Annotated in this window: 15 protein-coding genes and 1 pseudogene; 8 read left to right on the top strand and 8 right to left on the bottom strand. The window is 63.9% G+C overall.

Features of this window, described 5'->3' with window-relative positions:
• The first annotated feature begins 79 nt into the window (after window positions 1-79).
• The 4 genes from F3H96_RS01335 to F3H96_RS01320 all read left to right on the top strand — a co-directional run bounded on the left by F3H96_RS01335 (window position 80) and on the right by F3H96_RS01320 (window position 4,626).
• Complete coding sequence (locus F3H96_RS01335; protein ID WP_149790134.1) at window positions 80-985, top strand: branched-chain amino acid ABC transporter permease; 906 nt, start codon at window positions 80-82, stop codon at window positions 983-985.
• Window positions 986-1,213: 228 nt separating this feature from the next.
• Window positions 1,214-1,819 (top strand): TRAP transporter small permease subunit, encoded by a 606-nt coding sequence (locus F3H96_RS01330; RefSeq protein WP_149790133.1) that lies wholly within the window; start codon window positions 1,214-1,216, stop codon window positions 1,817-1,819.
• Window positions 1,816-3,588, top strand: coding sequence for a TRAP transporter large permease subunit (locus tag F3H96_RS01325; RefSeq protein WP_188131254.1), 1,773 nt, complete (start codon window positions 1,816-1,818; stop codon window positions 3,586-3,588). Before F3H96_RS01330 ends, F3H96_RS01325 begins: the two co-directional genes overlap by 4 nt.
• Before the next feature lie 9 nt (window positions 3,589-3,597).
• The gene (locus F3H96_RS01320; protein WP_149790132.1) at window positions 3,598-4,626 is read left to right on the top strand and encodes a zinc-dependent alcohol dehydrogenase family protein; all 1,029 of its coding nucleotides are present in this window, start codon (window positions 3,598-3,600) and stop codon (window positions 4,624-4,626) included.
• A gap of 258 nt (window positions 4,627-4,884) precedes the next feature.
• Here F3H96_RS01320 and F3H96_RS01315 read toward each other — a convergent pair whose 3' ends face one another.
• Window positions 4,885-5,988: a TRAP transporter substrate-binding protein gene (locus tag F3H96_RS01315; RefSeq protein ID WP_149790131.1), complete on the bottom strand. Its 1,104-nt coding sequence runs from the start codon at window positions 5,986-5,988 to the stop codon at window positions 4,885-4,887.
• A 264-nt stretch (window positions 5,989-6,252) separates the two neighbouring features.
• Here F3H96_RS01315 and F3H96_RS01310 point away from each other — a divergent pair, with 264 nt between their 5' ends.
• Window positions 6,253-7,026, top strand: coding sequence for a gamma-glutamyl-gamma-aminobutyrate hydrolase family protein (locus F3H96_RS01310; RefSeq protein WP_149790130.1), 774 nt, complete (start codon window positions 6,253-6,255; stop codon window positions 7,024-7,026).
• Between the two features lie 12 nt (window positions 7,027-7,038).
• Here the strand turns inward: F3H96_RS01310 and F3H96_RS01305 are convergent, their stop codons facing one another.
• From F3H96_RS01305 to F3H96_RS01285, 5 genes are all read right to left on the bottom strand, one after another.
• Window positions 7,039-7,431, bottom strand: coding sequence for a hypothetical protein (locus F3H96_RS01305; protein ID WP_149790129.1), 393 nt, complete (start codon window positions 7,429-7,431; stop codon window positions 7,039-7,041).
• Window positions 7,432-7,527: 96 nt separating this feature from the next.
• Window positions 7,528-8,511, bottom strand: coding sequence for a 2-hydroxyacid dehydrogenase (locus F3H96_RS01300; RefSeq protein ID WP_149790128.1), 984 nt, complete (start codon window positions 8,509-8,511; stop codon window positions 7,528-7,530).
• Window positions 8,508-9,530, bottom strand: a complete 1,023-nt coding sequence (locus F3H96_RS01295) for a LacI family DNA-binding transcriptional regulator (RefSeq protein WP_149790127.1) — start codon at window positions 9,528-9,530, stop codon at window positions 8,508-8,510. Before F3H96_RS01295 ends, F3H96_RS01300 begins: the two co-directional genes overlap by 4 nt.
• Before the next feature lie 70 nt (window positions 9,531-9,600).
• The gene (locus F3H96_RS01290) at window positions 9,601-10,485 is read right to left on the bottom strand and encodes a DMT family transporter (RefSeq protein ID WP_188131282.1); all 885 of its coding nucleotides are present in this window, start codon (window positions 10,483-10,485) and stop codon (window positions 9,601-9,603) included.
• Window positions 10,486-10,920: 435 nt separating this feature from the next.
• Window positions 10,921-11,328 (bottom strand): DUF2000 family protein, encoded by a 408-nt coding sequence (locus F3H96_RS01285; protein WP_149790125.1) that lies wholly within the window; start codon window positions 11,326-11,328, stop codon window positions 10,921-10,923.
• 46 nt (window positions 11,329-11,374) lie between these two features.
• On the opposite strand from F3H96_RS01285, the pseudogene F3H96_RS01280 reads away from it, so the two are divergent.
• A pseudogene (locus tag F3H96_RS01280) lies at window positions 11,375-12,237 on the top strand (AraC family transcriptional regulator).
• A 100-nt stretch (window positions 12,238-12,337) separates the two neighbouring features.
• Here the strand turns inward: F3H96_RS01280 and F3H96_RS01275 are convergent.
• Window positions 12,338-12,808, bottom strand: a complete 471-nt coding sequence (locus F3H96_RS01275; protein ID WP_149790124.1) for a MarR family transcriptional regulator — start codon at window positions 12,806-12,808, stop codon at window positions 12,338-12,340.
• 371 nt (window positions 12,809-13,179) lie between these two features.
• On the opposite strand from F3H96_RS01275, the gene F3H96_RS01270 reads away from it, so the two are divergent.
• Complete coding sequence (locus F3H96_RS01270) at window positions 13,180-14,229, top strand: GTP-binding protein (RefSeq protein ID WP_149790123.1); 1,050 nt, start codon at window positions 13,180-13,182, stop codon at window positions 14,227-14,229.
• Between the two features lie 245 nt (window positions 14,230-14,474).
• The gene (locus tag F3H96_RS01265; RefSeq protein WP_149790122.1) at window positions 14,475-15,449 is read left to right on the top strand and encodes a WD40 repeat domain-containing protein; all 975 of its coding nucleotides are present in this window, start codon (window positions 14,475-14,477) and stop codon (window positions 15,447-15,449) included.
• Window positions 15,450-15,451: 2 nt separating this feature from the next.
• Here the strand turns inward: F3H96_RS01265 and F3H96_RS01260 are convergent, their stop codons facing one another.
• Complete coding sequence (locus F3H96_RS01260) at window positions 15,452-15,919, bottom strand: hypothetical protein (protein WP_244619871.1); 468 nt, start codon at window positions 15,917-15,919, stop codon at window positions 15,452-15,454.
• Window positions 15,920-15,969 lie beyond the last annotated feature (50 nt).

Here is a 15,969-nt window from a genome sequence, read left to right as displayed (position 1 = left end):
GTTCTAAGTCTTTGTTTTTGCGCAATTGCGGATGAAAGACCGCTTCGCGCTTTTCCTGGAATTGCTCTAGGGACGCCACATGCTCTATTTCTGCCAGCAGGTGCTGAACGGGCTGCATTCGGGCGCGCTCTATGCGCTGCTGGCGTTCGGCTATGTGCTGACCAACGGCATCCTGCACCGCACCAATCTGGCCTATGGCGCGCTGTTCGCTTTTTGCGGCCAGACGATGATCCTGACCGCCGCCTTCAGCTATCAGGGGCTTTGGCTGACGCTCGCCGCCTCGGTGGCGCTCGGCGTGGCTGCCGCCGTGCTTTACGCGGCGCTGATCAGCCATGTCTTGTCGCGCAGCGTCTTCGAAACGCTTGCCGACCGTTCGCCCAACGCCATCGTGGTGACGACGCTCGGCATTTTGCTCTTCCTGTCGGAGGCCAGCCGCATCGCCGCCGACACGCACGACCTCTGGCTGCCGCCGATGCTCGCCAATCCGGTCATCTTCGCCCAGGGTAATGGCTTCAAGGTCACGCTCACCGTCATCCAGTTGCTCGACTGCGCAGGCGTCATCGCGGTGGTGGCGCTGGCTGCCTGGCTGTTTTCGCATTCGCGCTTCGGCCGCGCCTGGCGCGCCGTCTGCGACGATCCGAAGGCAGCCGCGATGTGCGGCATCGACGTGCGTGCGGTGTTCCGCCGCGCAGTGCTGTTCGGCGGCTTCTGCGCGGCCTTGGCCGGCGTGCTCGCAGGGCTCTATTACGGCAATGTCAGCTTCGGCACCGGCCTGGTCTACGGTCTCAAGATCCTGTTCGTGACGGCGGTCGGCGGCTACCTGTCGCCGCTCAAGGCGGCGCTTGGCGCCGCGGCCTTCGGCATGGCGGAATCACTGTGGGCCGGCTACTTCCCGCTCGAATGGCGCGACGCCTGGATCTATCTTTTCCTCGTCGTCATGCTGGTGCTGATCGGCGCCGGCCGCGACCAGGCCAAGATCGCCTGAACGCATCAGACTTTGGTTGCATGAGCTTCGGTGAACCGGCGGGTTTTCACCGCCGCCGTCGTTTGTCGCGCCTTGTCGTGTTGACCTGCCAGATCACGCACTGCATACCGTTGGGCCAAGCGGCGCGATACCGGAGGGGGAATCGGGCGCGGCGCGAGTTTACGCATCGTGCTTTTTCAGAAAATCGAATGCGATTTTTCGAACCGATGCGCGAGGGAGGAAATACGCATGGCAGGGCTTCTCGCTCTTTCCAGGACGATCGACCGCATCAACGAATTCATCGGCCGCTGGGTGTCGTGGCTTATCCTGCTGGCGATCCTGGTGAGCGCCGGCAACGCCGTTATCCGCAAGGTGCTCGACACCTCGTCCAATTCCTGGCTGGAGCTGCAGTGGTATCTGTTCGGCGCCGCCTTCATGCTGGCCGCCGCCTACACGCTGAAGCAGAACGACCATATCCGCATCGACATCGTCTACGGCATGTTCTCGCGCCGCGTGCAACACCGGATCGACCTCTTCGGCCACCTGTTCTTCCTGATGCCGTTCGTGACGCTGATGGTGATCTATTTCGTGCCTTACGTGTCGCTCTCCTTCCGCAGCGGCGAGATGTCGACCAATGCCGGAGGCCTGATCGTGTGGCCGGCCAAGGCGATCCTGCTGGTCGGCTTCTTCCTGCTCGCGCTGCAAGGCGTCTCCGAGATCATCAAGAAAATCGCCATCATGCGCGGCGACATGGAGGATCCCAACCCGTTCATATCGGCGCATGAGCAAGCCGAGCTCGAGGCCAAGGCGCTGGCCGAGGAAGCCAAGGCGATCGCAGGCGAGATCCGCTCATGATCGAATTCATCGCGCAGAACATGGCGCCGATCATGTTCGCCTCGCTGATCATCTTCCTGTTGATCGGCTATCCCGTGGCCTTCTCGCTCGCTGCCAACGGCTTGATGTTCTTCTTCATCGGGGTTGTGCTGTCGCCCTATTCGGGCGGTTCGATCAACCTCGCCTGGCCGCTGCTGCATGCGCTGCCCGACAATTTCTACGGCACCAGGGTGATGTCGAACGACACGCTGCTGGCGATACCCTTCTTCACCTTCATGGGCATCGTGCTCGAACGCTCGGGCATGGCCGAAGACCTGCTCGACACGATCGGCCAGTTGTTCGGGCCGATCCGCGGCGGCCTTGCCTATGCGGTGATCTTCGTCGGCGCGCTGCTTGCGGCCACGACCGGCGTGGTCGCCGCCTCGGTCATCGCGATGGGCCTGATCTCGCTGCCGATCATGCTGCGCTATGGTTACGACCGCCGGCTCGCCTCGGGCGTGATCGCGGCTTCCGGCACGCTGGCCCAGATCATCCCGCCCTCGCTGGTGCTGATCGTGCTCGCCGACCAGCTCGGACGCTCGGTGGGCGACATGTATGCCGGCGCCCTGATCCCCGGCCTGGTGCTGACGGGCCTCTATGCCGGGTACATCCTGATCATGTCGATCGTCCGGCCGAAATCGGTGCCGGCGCTGCCGCTCGAGGCCCGCACGCTGGGCCACGGCGTGCTGTCGCTGATCGTGGCCCTGCTGGTCGCGGTCGCGGTTTCCTATGCCGCCTATCGTTATCTCGCGCCGGCGCACGGCGACAATGCCGACATCCTCGGCGCCACGGTCGGCGTGCTGTTCATCTACATCGTGGCGATTGCCGACAAGCGCCTCAACGTCAACATGATGTCGAAGCTGGCGCAGCAGGTGGTGATCGTGCTGATCCCGCCGCTGGCGCTGATCTTCCTGGTGCTGGGCACCATCTTTCTCGGCATCGCGACACCCACCGAAGGCGGCGCCATGGGCTCCGTCGGCGCCTTGATCATGGCCGCGGGAAAAGGGCGGCTGTCGCTGGACGTGATCAAGCAGGCGCTGACCTCGACGACCAGGCTGTCGTCCTTCGTGCTGTTCATCCTGATCGGCGCGCGCGTCTTCTCGCTCACCTTCTACGGCGTCAACGGCCACATCTGGGTCGAGCATCTCCTGACCTCGCTGCCCGGCGGCGAGACCGGCTTCCTGATCGGCGTCAACCTTCTGGTCTTCGTGCTTGCCTTCTTCCTCGATTTCTTCGAGCTCGCCTTCATCATCGTGCCGCTGCTGGCGCCCGCCGCCGACAAGCTCGGCATCGACCTGATCTGGTTCGGCGTGCTGCTCGGCGTCAACATGCAGACGAGCTTCATGCATCCGCCCTTCGGCTTCGCGCTGTTCTACCTGCGCTCGGTCGCGGCCCGCGTGCCTTATCTCGACCGCGTCACCGGCAAAAAGATCGCGCCGGTCACCACCGGGCAGATTTATTGGGGCGCGGTGCCGTTCGTCTGCATCCAGGTGATCATGATCGGGCTCACCATCGCCTTCCCGCAAATGGTCATGCGCTACAAGGGCGCCGTCGTCGAGCCCAGCACCATAGACCTCAAGCTGCCCGACATGCCCTCGCTGTCACCGCTCGGCACGCCACCAGCTGACAATGGCGCGGCGCCGGCCGCGCCCGGCACGCCAGATCTGTCGCAGCCGCCGAACTTCGGCGATGCGCCGGCGAAGCCCGCCGCCCCCGCACCCGACCTCTCGCAGCCGCCCAAATTCAATTGAGATGACGCCATGAGAGCCGTGCGACTGGAAAAGGTGGGCAGCATCGCGCTGCGTGAGGTTGCCAAGCCCGTTCCCGGGCCTGAGGACGTTCTGGTGCAGATCGAAGCCTGTGGGGTCTGCGGCACCGACCGGCATCTGTTTCATGGCGAGTTTCCGTGCACACCGCCGGTGACGCTCGGACACGAGTTCTCCGGCATTGTCGAAGCGGTAGGCGGGGCGGTGTCAGGCATTGCCGTCGGCGACCGCGTCACCGGCGATCCCAACATAGCCTGCGGGCGCTGCGCCCATTGCCATGCCGGCCGTGTCAATCTCTGCCGCAATCTCAGGGCTATCGGCATCCACCGCGACGGCGGTTTTGCCGATTATGTGCTGATGCCGCAGAAGCAGGCCTTCCGGCTGCCCGCCGGCCTCAAGCCGACGCATGGCGCATTCTGCGAGCCGCTGGCCTGCTGCCTGCACGGCGTCGACCTCGCCGCGATCCGGCCGGGCGCGTCGGTCGTGGTGCTCGGCGGCGGCGTCATCGGTCTATTGGTCGTGCAATTGGCCAAACTCGCCGGCGCGGCGACCATCATCCTGTCGACCAGGCAGGCCTCGCGCCGCGCGCTTGCCGAGGAACTTGGCGCGACCGCGACTGTCGATCCAGGCGCCGGTGACCCCGTCGCGGCCGTCGCCGGGCCGAACGGCCTGGCGCCCGGCGGCGTCGACGTGGTGCTGGAATGCGCCGGCGTGCGCGACACCGTCGAGCAATCCGTGCGGCTGGCGCGGGCCGGCGGCACGGTGGTGATCGTCGGCGTCGTGCCGCAAGGCATGAAGGTGGAGATCGAGCCATTCGACCTCCTGTTCCGGGAATTGAAGGTGCTCGGTTCCTTCCTCAATCCGTTCACGCACGGCAGGGCGGCCGAGTTGATCGCCTCGGGTGCGATCGAGGTCGACAGGCTGATTTCGAGACAGGTCAGCCTGGAGGAAGCGCCCATGGCGATCGCCAATCCACCGGCCCCGGGCGAGGTGAAGGTGCTGGTGGTGCCAAGCCGCGGTTGAAGCGTCATGGCCCTGCGTCTTGCAGCGTCGGCGAATTGGCGAAACCGTCAATGACAGGGCGCCTCTCCGCGTCGCTATACGGGGGAGGATGCCGGCAGGCGGGTGAGGGGCGGCGCCAATGCTGGATAGATAGACCCGAGATTGGGATTCAGTCCTCCACTCGGGTCCAGGCGATTCGATTGCCGAAGCCTGCGCCGCCCCTCCTCCCCCGGGACCTTCTCCCCGCATAGTGACGGGGAGAAGGACTAACGGAAGCACCTACAGCTTGCCGCTGCGCTGCTGCACCATCATGAAGGTGTCGAAATTGTATTCGGCGACCTGGGCCCAGAGATAGTGCTCCTTGCGGAAGGCCTTGATCGATTCCCAGATCTTTTTGAACGGCGCGTTGTTGGCTTCCATCTCGGCATAGACCTCGTTGGCCTTCTCGAAGCAGGCAGCCATGATCTCCTGGCTGAACGGCCTGAGCTTGGCGCCGCCGGCCACCAGCCGCCGGACCGCCGGCGGATTCACGAAGTCGTATTTCTGCAGCATGTTTGCATCCGCGGCCTGCGCCGCGGTGCGCACCAGGGATTTGTAGGTCGGCGAAAGTTCTTCGTATTTCGCCTTGTTGAACAGCAGATGGACGGTCGGACCGCCTTCCCACCAGCCGGGGTAATAGTAGTATGGCGCGACCTTGTAGAAGCCGAGCTTCTCGTCGTCATAGGGGCCGACCCATTCGGCGGCGTCGATGGTGCCCTTTTCGAGCGCCGGGTAGATATCGCCCCCGGCGATCTGCTGCGGCACCACGCCAAGCCTCTCGACGACCTTGCCGGCAAAGCCGCCGATGCGCATCTTGAGACCCGACAGATCGGCGACGCTGTTGATTTCCTTGCGGAACCAGCCGCCCATCTGAACGCCGGTGTTGCCGCCCGGCAGGCCGAACAACCCTTGCGCTCCGAGGAATTCGTTGAACAGGTCGATGCCACCGCCATGGTAGTGCCAGGCGTTCATGCCGCGCGCGTTAAGCGAGAACGGCACGGCGGCGCCCAGCGCCCAGGTGGGATCCTTGCCCCAGTAATAATATGCCACGGTGTGGGCTGCTTCGACGGTGCCGGCGGCGGTGGCGTCGGCAGCCTGCAGTCCGGGCACCAGTTCACCCGAAGCGAAGACCTGGATCTGGAAATTGCCGTCGGTTGCTTCAGACAGCATCTTGGAGAAAACTTCCGCGCCGCCATAGATCGTGTCGAGCGACTTCGGGAAGGACGACGCAAGCCGCCAGGTCACTTTCGGGTTGGACTGGGCAATGGCCGGCGTGGCAAGTGCTGCTGCCGCAACGCCCACGCCGGACGCGCCGGCCTTGCGGATGAATGAACGACGATCCATTAAGTTTCCTCCCTTGCGGATCAGTTGACCGGCCCTAGGGCATCCTCGCTGCCCCGACCGGTTGCGAAGAAACATACACAGGCAAGAAGTCGAGTCCAGCACTGCGGCCAAGCATCTCGCCATTCCGGCGCCTGCTGCAACTATAGTCTAACGCGCGTCGCGCTGGCCCATGCAAGATCGCCGAACTTGCCATGGAAAAGCCGCGACGGATCGCTTATTTTATAGGCAGAACAAATCCTTGACCCGATGGAAACCAGACCCAAAATGCAGCAACCGCTCGTCGCAGTCTCGACCGACGTCCGCCAGTTCGACAACTACACCTGGCACGCGGCACCCCAGCAATATCTGGAAGCGGCGGTCTTGGGCGCCGGGGTGTTCCCGCTGCTGGTGCCGTCCTTCGGCGACCGGCTCGACCTCGACGAATTGCTGTCGTCGGTCGACGGCGTGATGGCTACCGGTTCGAAGTCCAATGTGCATCCTTCGCTTTATGGCGGCGATCCGAGCGAGGCCAACGGACCGTACGATCCGGCGCGCGACGCCACGACGCTGCCGTTGATCCGCAGGGCGATCGAGCGCGGCGTGCCGCTGCTTGCCATCTGCCGCGGCATCCAGGAGCTGAACGTTGCGCTGGGCGGCACGCTGGGCACCGAAATCCAGGAGCGCGAGGGCTCCCTCGATCATCGCGCGCCGGTGAGCGACAATCAGGACGAGCGCTTCGGCATCCACCAGACGATCTCGATCAAGCCCGGGAGCTGCCTTGCGGGCGTGTTCGGCGCCGGCGAAATCAAGGTGAATTCCCTGCATCGCCAGGGCATCGACCGGCTCGGATCGAAACTGCAGGTCGAGGCTCTGGCCACCGACGGCACGATCGAAGCGGTCTCGGTCAAGGACGCCCGCGCCTTCGCGGTCGGCGTGCAATGGCACCCCGAATACTGGGTGAAGTCGGACAGCAATTCCGCCAAGATCTTCAAGGCCTTCGGCGATGCCGTACGCCTGCACGCGGCGGCGAAGGCTGGCGCCCGTGCGGCGGCGGAATAATCCCGGTTAAACTCAATTATCGTTGTCGCTGTTCAAAGCCAGAAGCGGCGTGGACGGCGCGTAGGATTCATAGCCGTCGCCATCTGCAACACCGAAGGTAACAATCGGATCGACGCCGTTCTCGCTGAACGCGACCGAGCCATCCGCCTGCTCGCGCCAGAGTTTCACCCGCTCGATACCGGGCATCAGCTTGCGGCAATCCGGAGCAATGTCGAGCCGCGACAGGCCCTCCGAGACCCGGGCTCCGCGCTGGACGGCGCAGGCCGCTTCGCCACCATTGGCGGTCAAACTGAAAGTGCTTGAAGAAGCGGTTTCGACGGCCATGCTTTGGCTATCGCCGCCATACAGGAAATGCGCGCTCCCGAACAAGGCGACCGACGCAACCAATCCGGCAACCAGCTTCACGCCGCATTCTCCATACTCGGCCAAATATGGAAAATGATTCCCAAGCGTTAAGCGATGGTTAACGTGCCAAAAAGCGTTAACGACCGCGAAGGCGCCTTATGCGCGCGCCTTGACGTTCACCGTCTCGGGCACCGGGGTCAGCGGCCGGCGCTCGGCGAACCAGGAAACCAGATTGTCGATGCAAAGATCGGCCATCGCGCGGCGCGTGTGCTCGGAGGCCGAGCCGACATGCGGCAGAAGCGAGGCGTTGGGGGCATCGAGCAGCGCCTTCGGCACATTCGGTTCGTCGGCAAAGACGTCGAGCCCGGCGGCGGCAATCGTGCCGCTGGCAAGGGCGGCGGCGAGCGCTGCCTCGTCCACCGTGCTGCCGCGGCCGATATTGACGAAAACCCCGTTCGGGCCCAGGGCCGACAGGATTTCGGCATTGACCGCCTTTTCCGTCGCCGCGCCGCCCGGCGCCACCGAGATCAGCGTGTCGACCGCTTCGGCGAGCCCCTTCAAGCTGGCGTGGTATGCATAGGACAGACCATCGACCTTGCGGCGGTTGTGGTAGGCGATCGGCAGCCCGAAGGCTTCGAGACGGCGAGCGACGGCAAGGCCGATGCGACCCATGCCGAAAATGCCGACGCGGCGGCCTCGCAAGGTAAGCCGGCTGAGGCGATAATTGCCCTTCCTCACCCAGTCGCCGTCGCGCAGCCATTTCTCGGCGGCGTACATTTCGCGCACGGTGTTGATCAGGAGGCCAACCGTCGTGTCGGCGACTTCCTCCGTCAAGACATCCGGCGTGTTGGTGACCATGACGCCGCGCCTGGCGGCATGATTGGCATCGACCGAATCATAGCCGACCCCGAAATTGGCAATGATCTCGAGCTTGGGCAGAGCGTCGATCATGGCGGCGTCGATGCCGCCGAAGGAGGCGATGCCGCGTACGGTCTTGCGCATCTCGTCCGTCACCAGCGACGGATCGGCGCGCTCGATCCGGACACGCCGGAACGCCTTGTCGATGCGGCCGATGGCATGGTCGTTGAAATTGCCCGGCACCAGGATGGCGACCGGCGACGCTTCTTCGGCCTTGGTCATGCTCGCTCCACCGGCTTGCCGGTCGACTGCCGCACATGCAGTTCCGGCTTGATCAGTTCCTGCGAAGGCCGCACCGCCTGCCCGTTCAATTTGTCGAGCAAGGCGCTGGCGGCACGGCGGCCGACCTCGCGCTGACCGTTCCAGACCGTGGTCAAGGCCGGTGTCGCGATCGCCGCTTCCTCGAGATCGTCATAGCCGGTGACGGAGATATCGACACCCGGCACGAGGCCGGCGCGCGCGATGCCGTTCATCAGCCCGATCGCGACCAGATCATTCCAGCAGCAGGCGGCGGTGGGCTTGTCTTTCAGCGCCAAAAACTGTCCCGCGGCCTCGAAACCCGCCTGCTTGGTGCGCGGCCCGGGAATGCGCCAGGACGGCCTGACTTCCAGCCCGGCCGCCTCCATGGCGTTGACATAGCCCTGGTAGCGGTCGCGGCCCGTCGAGGTCTGGTCGGTGCCGCCGACCATGGCGATGCGCTTGTGGCCGAGCGAGATCAGATGATTGGTGGCAAGGGCCGTGCCATAGGCGTCGTCGCCGCGGAAGACCGGCACGTCGGCGCCGGCGACCGTGCGCGCGATCAGCACCGCCGGCAGGCCGTTTTCCTCGGCCATGATGATGTCCTCGGCCGGCGTGCCGATGGCCGGCGACATGATGACGCCGTCGGCGCCGAGCTGCAGCAGCGTGTCGATGAAGGTGCGCTGCTTTTCGAGCTGATCGTAGTGGTTGGACAGGATGAAGGTCTGGCGGCTGCGGTCGAGCTCGCTTTCGATCGAACGCAGGATCTCGGCGAAGAACGGGTTCATGATGTCGTGCACGACGACGCCGACGATGCCGGAGCGCGAGGTGCGCAGCGAGGCGGCGCGGCGGTTGTAGATATAGCCGATGGCGCGGGCATGTTCCTTGATGCGCTCGCGCGTCGTGCCGGCGACCAGCGGGCTGTCGCGCAGCGCCAGCGAGACCGTTGCCGTGGACACACCGAGCGCATCCGCGATCGTCGAAAGCTTGATCTTCTGTGCCAGTGCCCTTCGCTCCCCAGGGTCAGGTCTTTAAATTTTTTAAAACGGCCTTATGCCATCGATCAGGAGCAATTCAAAGTTTTTTCGCCAGGGTTTCCGCCTCGGTATCCACCGTCGCAAGATTGCGCAGGCGCAGCCGGTGCTCGCGATGGATGATGTAGAGGCCGCTGGCAACGATGATGGCGGCGCCGAGCAGCGTCCAGCGATCGGGAAACTGGTGGAAAATCAGCCAGCCGGAAATGATCATCCACACCATCTGCGAATAAGGGTAAGGCGCAAGCGCGGTGGTCGTCGCCAGACGATAGGCCTGCACCAGCAGGTAGTGGCCACCTGCTCCGAACACGCCCAGCATCAGGACGACGCACCATTGCCAACCACCCTGTGGCAGCGCATGCGAGAAGGGCAGCATGGGCAGGAGAAGCACCGACGGCGCCAGCGCCGAGAACAGGATCAGGCTCTCCGACGTCTCGGTCGACGACATGCGCCTGGTCATGATGACGTAAAAGGAGTTCGACAGCATCGAGCCCAGCGCAAACAGATGGCCGATGCCGAACACGCCGACGCCGGGGCGCGTGATGATGAGGACGCCGACGAAGCCGGTGAGGATCGCCAGCCAGCGCCGCCAGCCGGCCCATTCGCCGAGTAGCGGGCCAGCCAGCGCGGTGATGACCATCGGGCCGAAGAAATAGATCGAGGTGGTCTCGGCCAGTTGCAGGGTTCTGAGCGCCAGGATGTTGCACATGGTCGAGCCGAAAAGGAGGCACCCGCGCAGGATGTGCGCCGGCAGGTTGTTGGCGCGGAAGCGCCCCGGCTCGCGCCAGCCGCGCAGGAAGATGCCGACCAGCAGCACATGGACGGTAAAGCGGGTCCAGGCGACGATCAGCGCCGAGACGCCGGCCAGCACTAGGTACTTGCTGGAGGTGTCGAGAAAGGTGAAGCAGACATAGACGCAAAGCATCAAAAGCATCGCCGCGGGCGGCGTTGCGCTGTCGTCTTGATTTTTGGGAACGCTCAAGGTCGGGCCGAGGAAAAGGTAGACGTCACCCTTTTGCGGCAACTGCCGCCGACCATCAAGCCAAAAGCGACTGGCCCAACAAGCGCTCCGCACAGGCTTAGAGCGAACTGCTGTGGGCGATTTGCCTGATCGTTCGTCGCGGTCGTCATTCTATGGCGAAGCAAGGAGCGAAGCGACGCGGCGCAGACCATAGAATCCATGCCGTGACCTCCAGGCGTTGCAGCGATGCAGAACGACCCTGCGCCGCCTCCGCCCTTCGCGCGAAGTCACAGCATGGATCCTCGGGTCTGCGCGTCCGCTTCGCTCCCGCTCCGCCCGTGGATGACGAAGCTGGATGGCGGCCGTCAATTTTGCCGCAAACGACATTTCCCGCTGCGTTCACGCATGCATGCGGGCGCCCTTGGTGATCTTGTCGACCAGCTTCTTTTCGGCGCGCAACGCGATGCCGACGATTTTGGCGTCGTCCGGGGCGAACTCGGCGAAGACGGCGCGGTTGGCGAGATCATGGCCGGTCGCAAACATCTCCTCGACATAGGCGGATGTCGTCACGCCGCGCTCCAGCGCCCGGCGGTGGATCGCCGCGAGCGTCGGTCCGTCCGCCGATAGCACGATGACGGGCTGGATCGACAGCGGATTGAAAAGATTGCCGGCGCGGTCGCGATAGGGCTCGCCGATGATCTCGGGACATTGCGCGACGATGCCGCTGGTGAGGAAAGCGGTGACGTTGAGTTTCTGCCATACGGCGAGGTCTTCCCTCAGCACGATTGCAAATTTCGTGTCGAACACCAAAATGTTCTCCAAGCGGCCGCCCATGACGGGCATGGATGAGGCGATGGCACTGGGTTTAGGCGGCGAGACATTGGAAGGTCTTGAACGTTCGTGCGCGGATGCGGCCGCCACCGGAGATCGCATCGTTGCGGCGCCGGGCGGCTTGGGCCTCGAACGCATCGAGGCACGCTTCCACGGCAACGCCTTTGAACCGCATCGGCACGACACCTATGCCATCGGCGTGACCTTGCATGGAGTGCAGCGCTTCCACTATCGCGGCGCGCTGCAACACAGCCTGCCCGGCCAGGTGATCTTGCTGCACCCGGATGAATTGCACGATGGCGGCGCCGGCACGGCAGAGGGGCTGCGCTACAGGATCCTGTACCTCGAACCGTCCTTGCTGCTCGACTGCCTCGACGGCGAGCCGCTGCCTTTCGTCCGCGATGCCGTGGTCAGCGATCCCCAGCTGCGCGACACGCTGCTCTCGGCGCTGGCGCCGCTGGACGAAGAGCTCGGCGACCTGTTCGTGGCGGATTTCGTTGCGCAGCTGGCGCAACACCTGAAACGCCACGCCCGACAGCCGGCAAAATCAACGGGCAGGACCGCATGGCGCGCCGCAGCCCTTGCCCGCGACTATCTCGAAGAGAATGCCGAACGTCCCGTGCGCTCGGATGAGTTGGAGGCCGTTACCGGTCTCGACCGCTACGCGCTGTCGCGGCATTTTCGTGCCACCTATTCGACCAGCCCGCATCGCTTCCTTTGATGCGCCGGCTGCAAAGGGCGCGGCGCATGATCGCCGAGGAAGACTCGCTGGCGGAAATCGCCGCTGCCGCCGGCTTCAGCGACCAGAGCCATTTCAATCGGCATTTCAAGAAGGCGTTTGGATTGACACCGGGGCGTTGGGCGGCGCTGGTGCGCGGGGCGTAGCGCGACGCTGGTGCGCGCTTGTGTCGCTCGAGACGACGCTTTCGCGTCGCTCGTGGGTTACCAACGCCTCGCGGTTTCGCGACGACGCTGCGCATCGCGCTTAATCATCCAGTTCGGCGTCGTCGTCGATCAGCACCAGGTCTTCGTTCGACAAATTCGCCTCGATGCGCGCAAGCAGCTTGAACAGCGCCTTCTGGTCCTTCTTGTCGAGGCCCCTCAGCGCCTGCTTCTCGGTCTTCTTGACCGACTTCTCGATGGCGCGGATGGTTTCGCGGCCGGCATCGGTGAGGAAGATGTGGGCCTGGCGGGCATCGGCGTTAGAGGCGCGCTTTTCAAGAAAACCCTGCGCCTGCAAGCGGTTGATGGTCTTGGTGATGGTCGGCGGGCGCACGCCCAGCCTGCCGGCGAGATTTCCCGGGGTCTGGCCGTCCTCGCGGTCGAGCGCCAGCATGATCTGGTCCTGGCCGGCGTAAAAGCCGTGCGCCAGGAGCCGCGCCGCAAGTGCCGTGCGCGCAAGCCGCGCCGCCGAATGCAGCCGGCTCATTGTCGCTGTCTTGTCCGCTTTGGCCATGGTCATTCCCTCTTCGGCCGAACCGGTGCGGGCAGCATAGAGGCTGGCTGTCGGTTGGCAAATGACGATCTAAAAATCCCGGCTTAGAGAACGCTTTGCCGGCAAGCATTGCGATGCTCGCGCAGGTGATGCCAGATGTTTATTTCAGTTAGATGACAAACGACTTTTGCGTCGGCGAGATTTCACAGCGGAAGCCGGCAGGACCATTCGGCGCTGACGTGGCTGCTCCGTTTGGCCGGCCTCGACCGCCGCTGATCCGTCCTCGGCGGCAACCCGATTTTAGGGTCCGCCTGGCCTATCGGTTTGACGCGTGCAAAAGCGTGGCGCCCATCCTATATGAGGCCGACAATCCAAGATTTTCGAGGCAAGCCATGAGCGATGCACAGACGCAAATTCCCGTAACCGTTCTCACCGGCTATCTCGGCGCGGGCAAGACGACGCTGCTCAACCGCATCCTGTCGGAGAACCATGGCAGGCGTTATGCCGTCATCGTCAACGAGTTCGGCGAGATCGGCATCGACAACGACCTGATCGTGGAATCCGACGAGGAAATCTACGAGATGAACAATGGCTGCGTGTGCTGCACGGTGCGGGGCGACCTGATCCGCGTCGTCGAGGGCCTGATGCGGCGGCCCGGCCGCTTCGACGCCATCGTGGTCGAAACCACCGGGCTCGCCGATCCGGTGCCGGTGGCGCAGACCTTCTTCATGGACGACGACGTGCGCTCCAAGACCAAGCTCGACGCGGTGGTGGCGCTGGTCGACGCCAAGCACCTGCCGCTGCGCCTGAAGGATTCCAAGGAAGCCGAGGACCAGATCGCCTTTGCCGACGTGGTGGTTCTGAACAAGACCGACCTCGTCACGGCGGAAGAGCTCGAGAAGGTGGAGGCGACGATCCGCGCCATCAACCCGGCGGCCAGGATCCATCGCACAGAGCGGGCCGGCGTGGCCCTGGGCGAAGTGCTTGACCGCGGCGCCTTCGACCTGTCTCGCGCCCTGGAGAACGATCCGCATTTCCTCGAGGCGCACGACCACGATCATCACGACCATGATCACGATCACGACCACCATCACCACGATCATGACGGGCATCATGATCACGATCATCCGTCCGACATCCATGACGTGACGGTGAAATCGGTGTCGCTGCGCGGCGGCGAGATGGACCCGAAAAAATTCTTCCCGTGGATCGAGAAGGTCACCCAGATGGAAGGGCCGAACATCCTGCGGCTCAAGGGGATCATCGCGCTCAAGGGCGACGACGACCGCTATGTGCTGCAGGGCGTGCACATGATCCTGGAAGGCGACCACCAGCGCGCCTGGAAGGTCGGTGAAAAGCATGAAAGCCGGCTGGTGTTCATCGGCCGCGATCTCGACGCCGAGCGGCTCAGGAAGAGTTTTGAGGCCTGCCAGGCGGCTTGATTTCCGCGCCTTCTTCCTTCTCGCCTTGTGGGAGAAGGTGGATCGGCGCGCAGCGCCGAGACGGTCGAGGGGTGTTGGACGGATCGCCGCCCTTGTCGATCTGGAGCACCCCTCATCCGACCGAGCTTCGCTCGGGGAGAACCCGACGCCGGCACCCTTTCCTTATAGCGATTCCAAGCATGGGTTGAGACCCGCAGCTCAACCCCTTATGGGGAAGGGCAGAAATCTCATATGGATCAGTTCGCATGCCGACAGTCGCCCCGCTTGATTTCGAAGGCCATTGCGTCGCCGCCGTTTTTCTCAACGACGTGCCGCATTTCGCTTTGGCCGACGGAGCGATCCACCGGCTCGATAATGGCCAGAAGACGGTGCGGGCCAATGACGGGCTGCTCGCCGCCTTCCATGACGCGGCCAACGACCGGCTGATCACCGGCGGCGAGGACGGCAAGGTGTTTGCCGTGAGAGCGGGCGGCGAGGTGAGCGAACTCGCCAGCGCCGGCAGGAAATGGGTCACCAGCGTCGCCGCCGGACCGCAAGGCGCGATCGCCTATGCCTCGGGCAAGAACGCCTTCGTGCGTTTTGCCGACGGCAAGGTCAAGGAATTCACGCATCCGCGCTCGGTCGAAGGACTGGCCTTCTCGCCCAAGGGCATGCGTTTCGGCGTCGCCCGCTACAATGGCGCGACGCTGCATTTCCCTGCGGCCGATGGCAAGCCGGTGGAACTCGAATGGGCCGGCGCTCACACCGGCATCACGTTTTCGCCGGACGGCGCCTTTCTCGTCACCACCATGCAGGAGAACGCGCTGCATGGCTGGAAGCTTGCCGACGGCAAGCACATGCGCATGAGCGGCTATCCCGGCAAGGTGAAAAGCCTGTCGTGGAGCGCGAAGGGAAAATGGCTGGCGAGCTCCGGCGCGCCGGCGGCAATCGTCTGGCCTTTTTCAGCCAAGGACGGTCCGATGGGCAAGGCGCCGCTGGAACTCGGCACGCGCGGCAACACGATGGTGACTTGCGTTGCCTGCCATCCGAGCCAGGATGTCACGGCCATCGGCTATGAGGACGGCATGGTGATCGCGGCGCGCTTCGCCGACGCCAAGGAAGTGCTGCTGCGCCGTCCCGGGAAGGGCGCCATCACTTCGATGATGTGGGACAGGGAAGAGCGCCGCATCGTGTTTGGCAGTGCCGCCGGCGATTGCGGCGTCATCGACATTACGGCCTGAACTCACCGCGCTCGCGTGGCTAGGCGAAGAGGCTTCCGCCGCAGCGACAGCCCATCGCGCATGTTGAGCGACAGCAGCGCGATATTCGTTGCGCCGGCCACCAGTTCGATGGTCTGGACGACTGTGAACAGGTTGTCGAAGCGACCGGCCGTGGCAAAGCTGCTGAGCAGGAAGGCCGAGGGCACAAGTACCAGCAATCCGTTGGCGGCGATGATGCGCATGCGCGCCTTCTTGCGTGCCACGACCGGACTCTTCCAACCCCTACCAAGTGAAAAGCCCGACGCGCCGGCAATGATCATTGCCGGAATGAGTATCGCCATGCCGGCCAGCACGTAGTTTTTGACCGTTGTGATCGCGGCCGCGTCGCCGAGCAGCTCAACCGTGACCGTCGACAGCCAGAAAGCCGAAACCGTAATGAGCGCGATGGCGCCCGCCGCTGCATGAATCCTGGTTTTCATCTTCATCTCCATAGCAAGCTATATATCATTGCATAGCATGCTATTCAACTACTATCTGTCAG

Origin of the sequence: Mesorhizobium sp. NFR06, from assembly GCF_900115245.1 — a bacterium.
Classification (GTDB): domain Bacteria; phylum Pseudomonadota; class Alphaproteobacteria; order Rhizobiales; family Rhizobiaceae; genus Mesorhizobium.
This window is presented reverse-complemented; position numbering and strand designations above follow the sequence as displayed.

Bases quoted from the DNA above. Each gene is read 5' to 3' on its own strand.
- F3H96_RS01335 (WP_149790134.1), top strand. From the start codon at position 80: ATGCTCTATTTCTGCCAGCAGGTGCTGAACGGGCTGCATTCGGGCGCG.
- F3H96_RS01330 (WP_149790133.1), top strand. From the start codon at position 1,214: ATGGCAGGGCTTCTCGCTCTTTCCAGGACGATCGACCGCATCAACGAA.
- F3H96_RS01325 (WP_188131254.1), top strand. From the start codon at position 1,816: ATGATCGAATTCATCGCGCAGAACATGGCGCCGATCATGTTCGCCTCG.
- F3H96_RS01320 (WP_149790132.1), top strand. From the start codon at position 3,598: ATGAGAGCCGTGCGACTGGAAAAGGTGGGCAGCATCGCGCTGCGTGAG.
- F3H96_RS01315 (WP_149790131.1), bottom strand. From the start codon at position 5,988: ATGGATCGTCGTTCATTCATCCGCAAGGCCGGCGCGTCCGGCGTGGGC.
- F3H96_RS01310 (WP_149790130.1), top strand. From the start codon at position 6,253: ATGCAGCAACCGCTCGTCGCAGTCTCGACCGACGTCCGCCAGTTCGAC.
- F3H96_RS01300 (WP_149790128.1), bottom strand. From the start codon at position 8,511: ATGACCAAGGCCGAAGAAGCGTCGCCGGTCGCCATCCTGGTGCCGGGC.
- F3H96_RS01290 (WP_188131282.1), bottom strand. From the start codon at position 10,485: ATGCTTTGCGTCTATGTCTGCTTCACCTTTCTCGACACCTCCAGCAAG.
- F3H96_RS01275 (WP_149790124.1), bottom strand. From the start codon at position 12,808: ATGGCCAAAGCGGACAAGACAGCGACAATGAGCCGGCTGCATTCGGCG.
- F3H96_RS01270 (WP_149790123.1), top strand. From the start codon at position 13,180: ATGAGCGATGCACAGACGCAAATTCCCGTAACCGTTCTCACCGGCTAT.
- F3H96_RS01265 (WP_149790122.1), top strand. From the start codon at position 14,475: ATGCCGACAGTCGCCCCGCTTGATTTCGAAGGCCATTGCGTCGCCGCC.
- F3H96_RS01260 (WP_244619871.1), bottom strand. From the start codon at position 15,919: ATGGAGATGAAGATGAAAACCAGGATTCATGCAGCGGCGGGCGCCATC.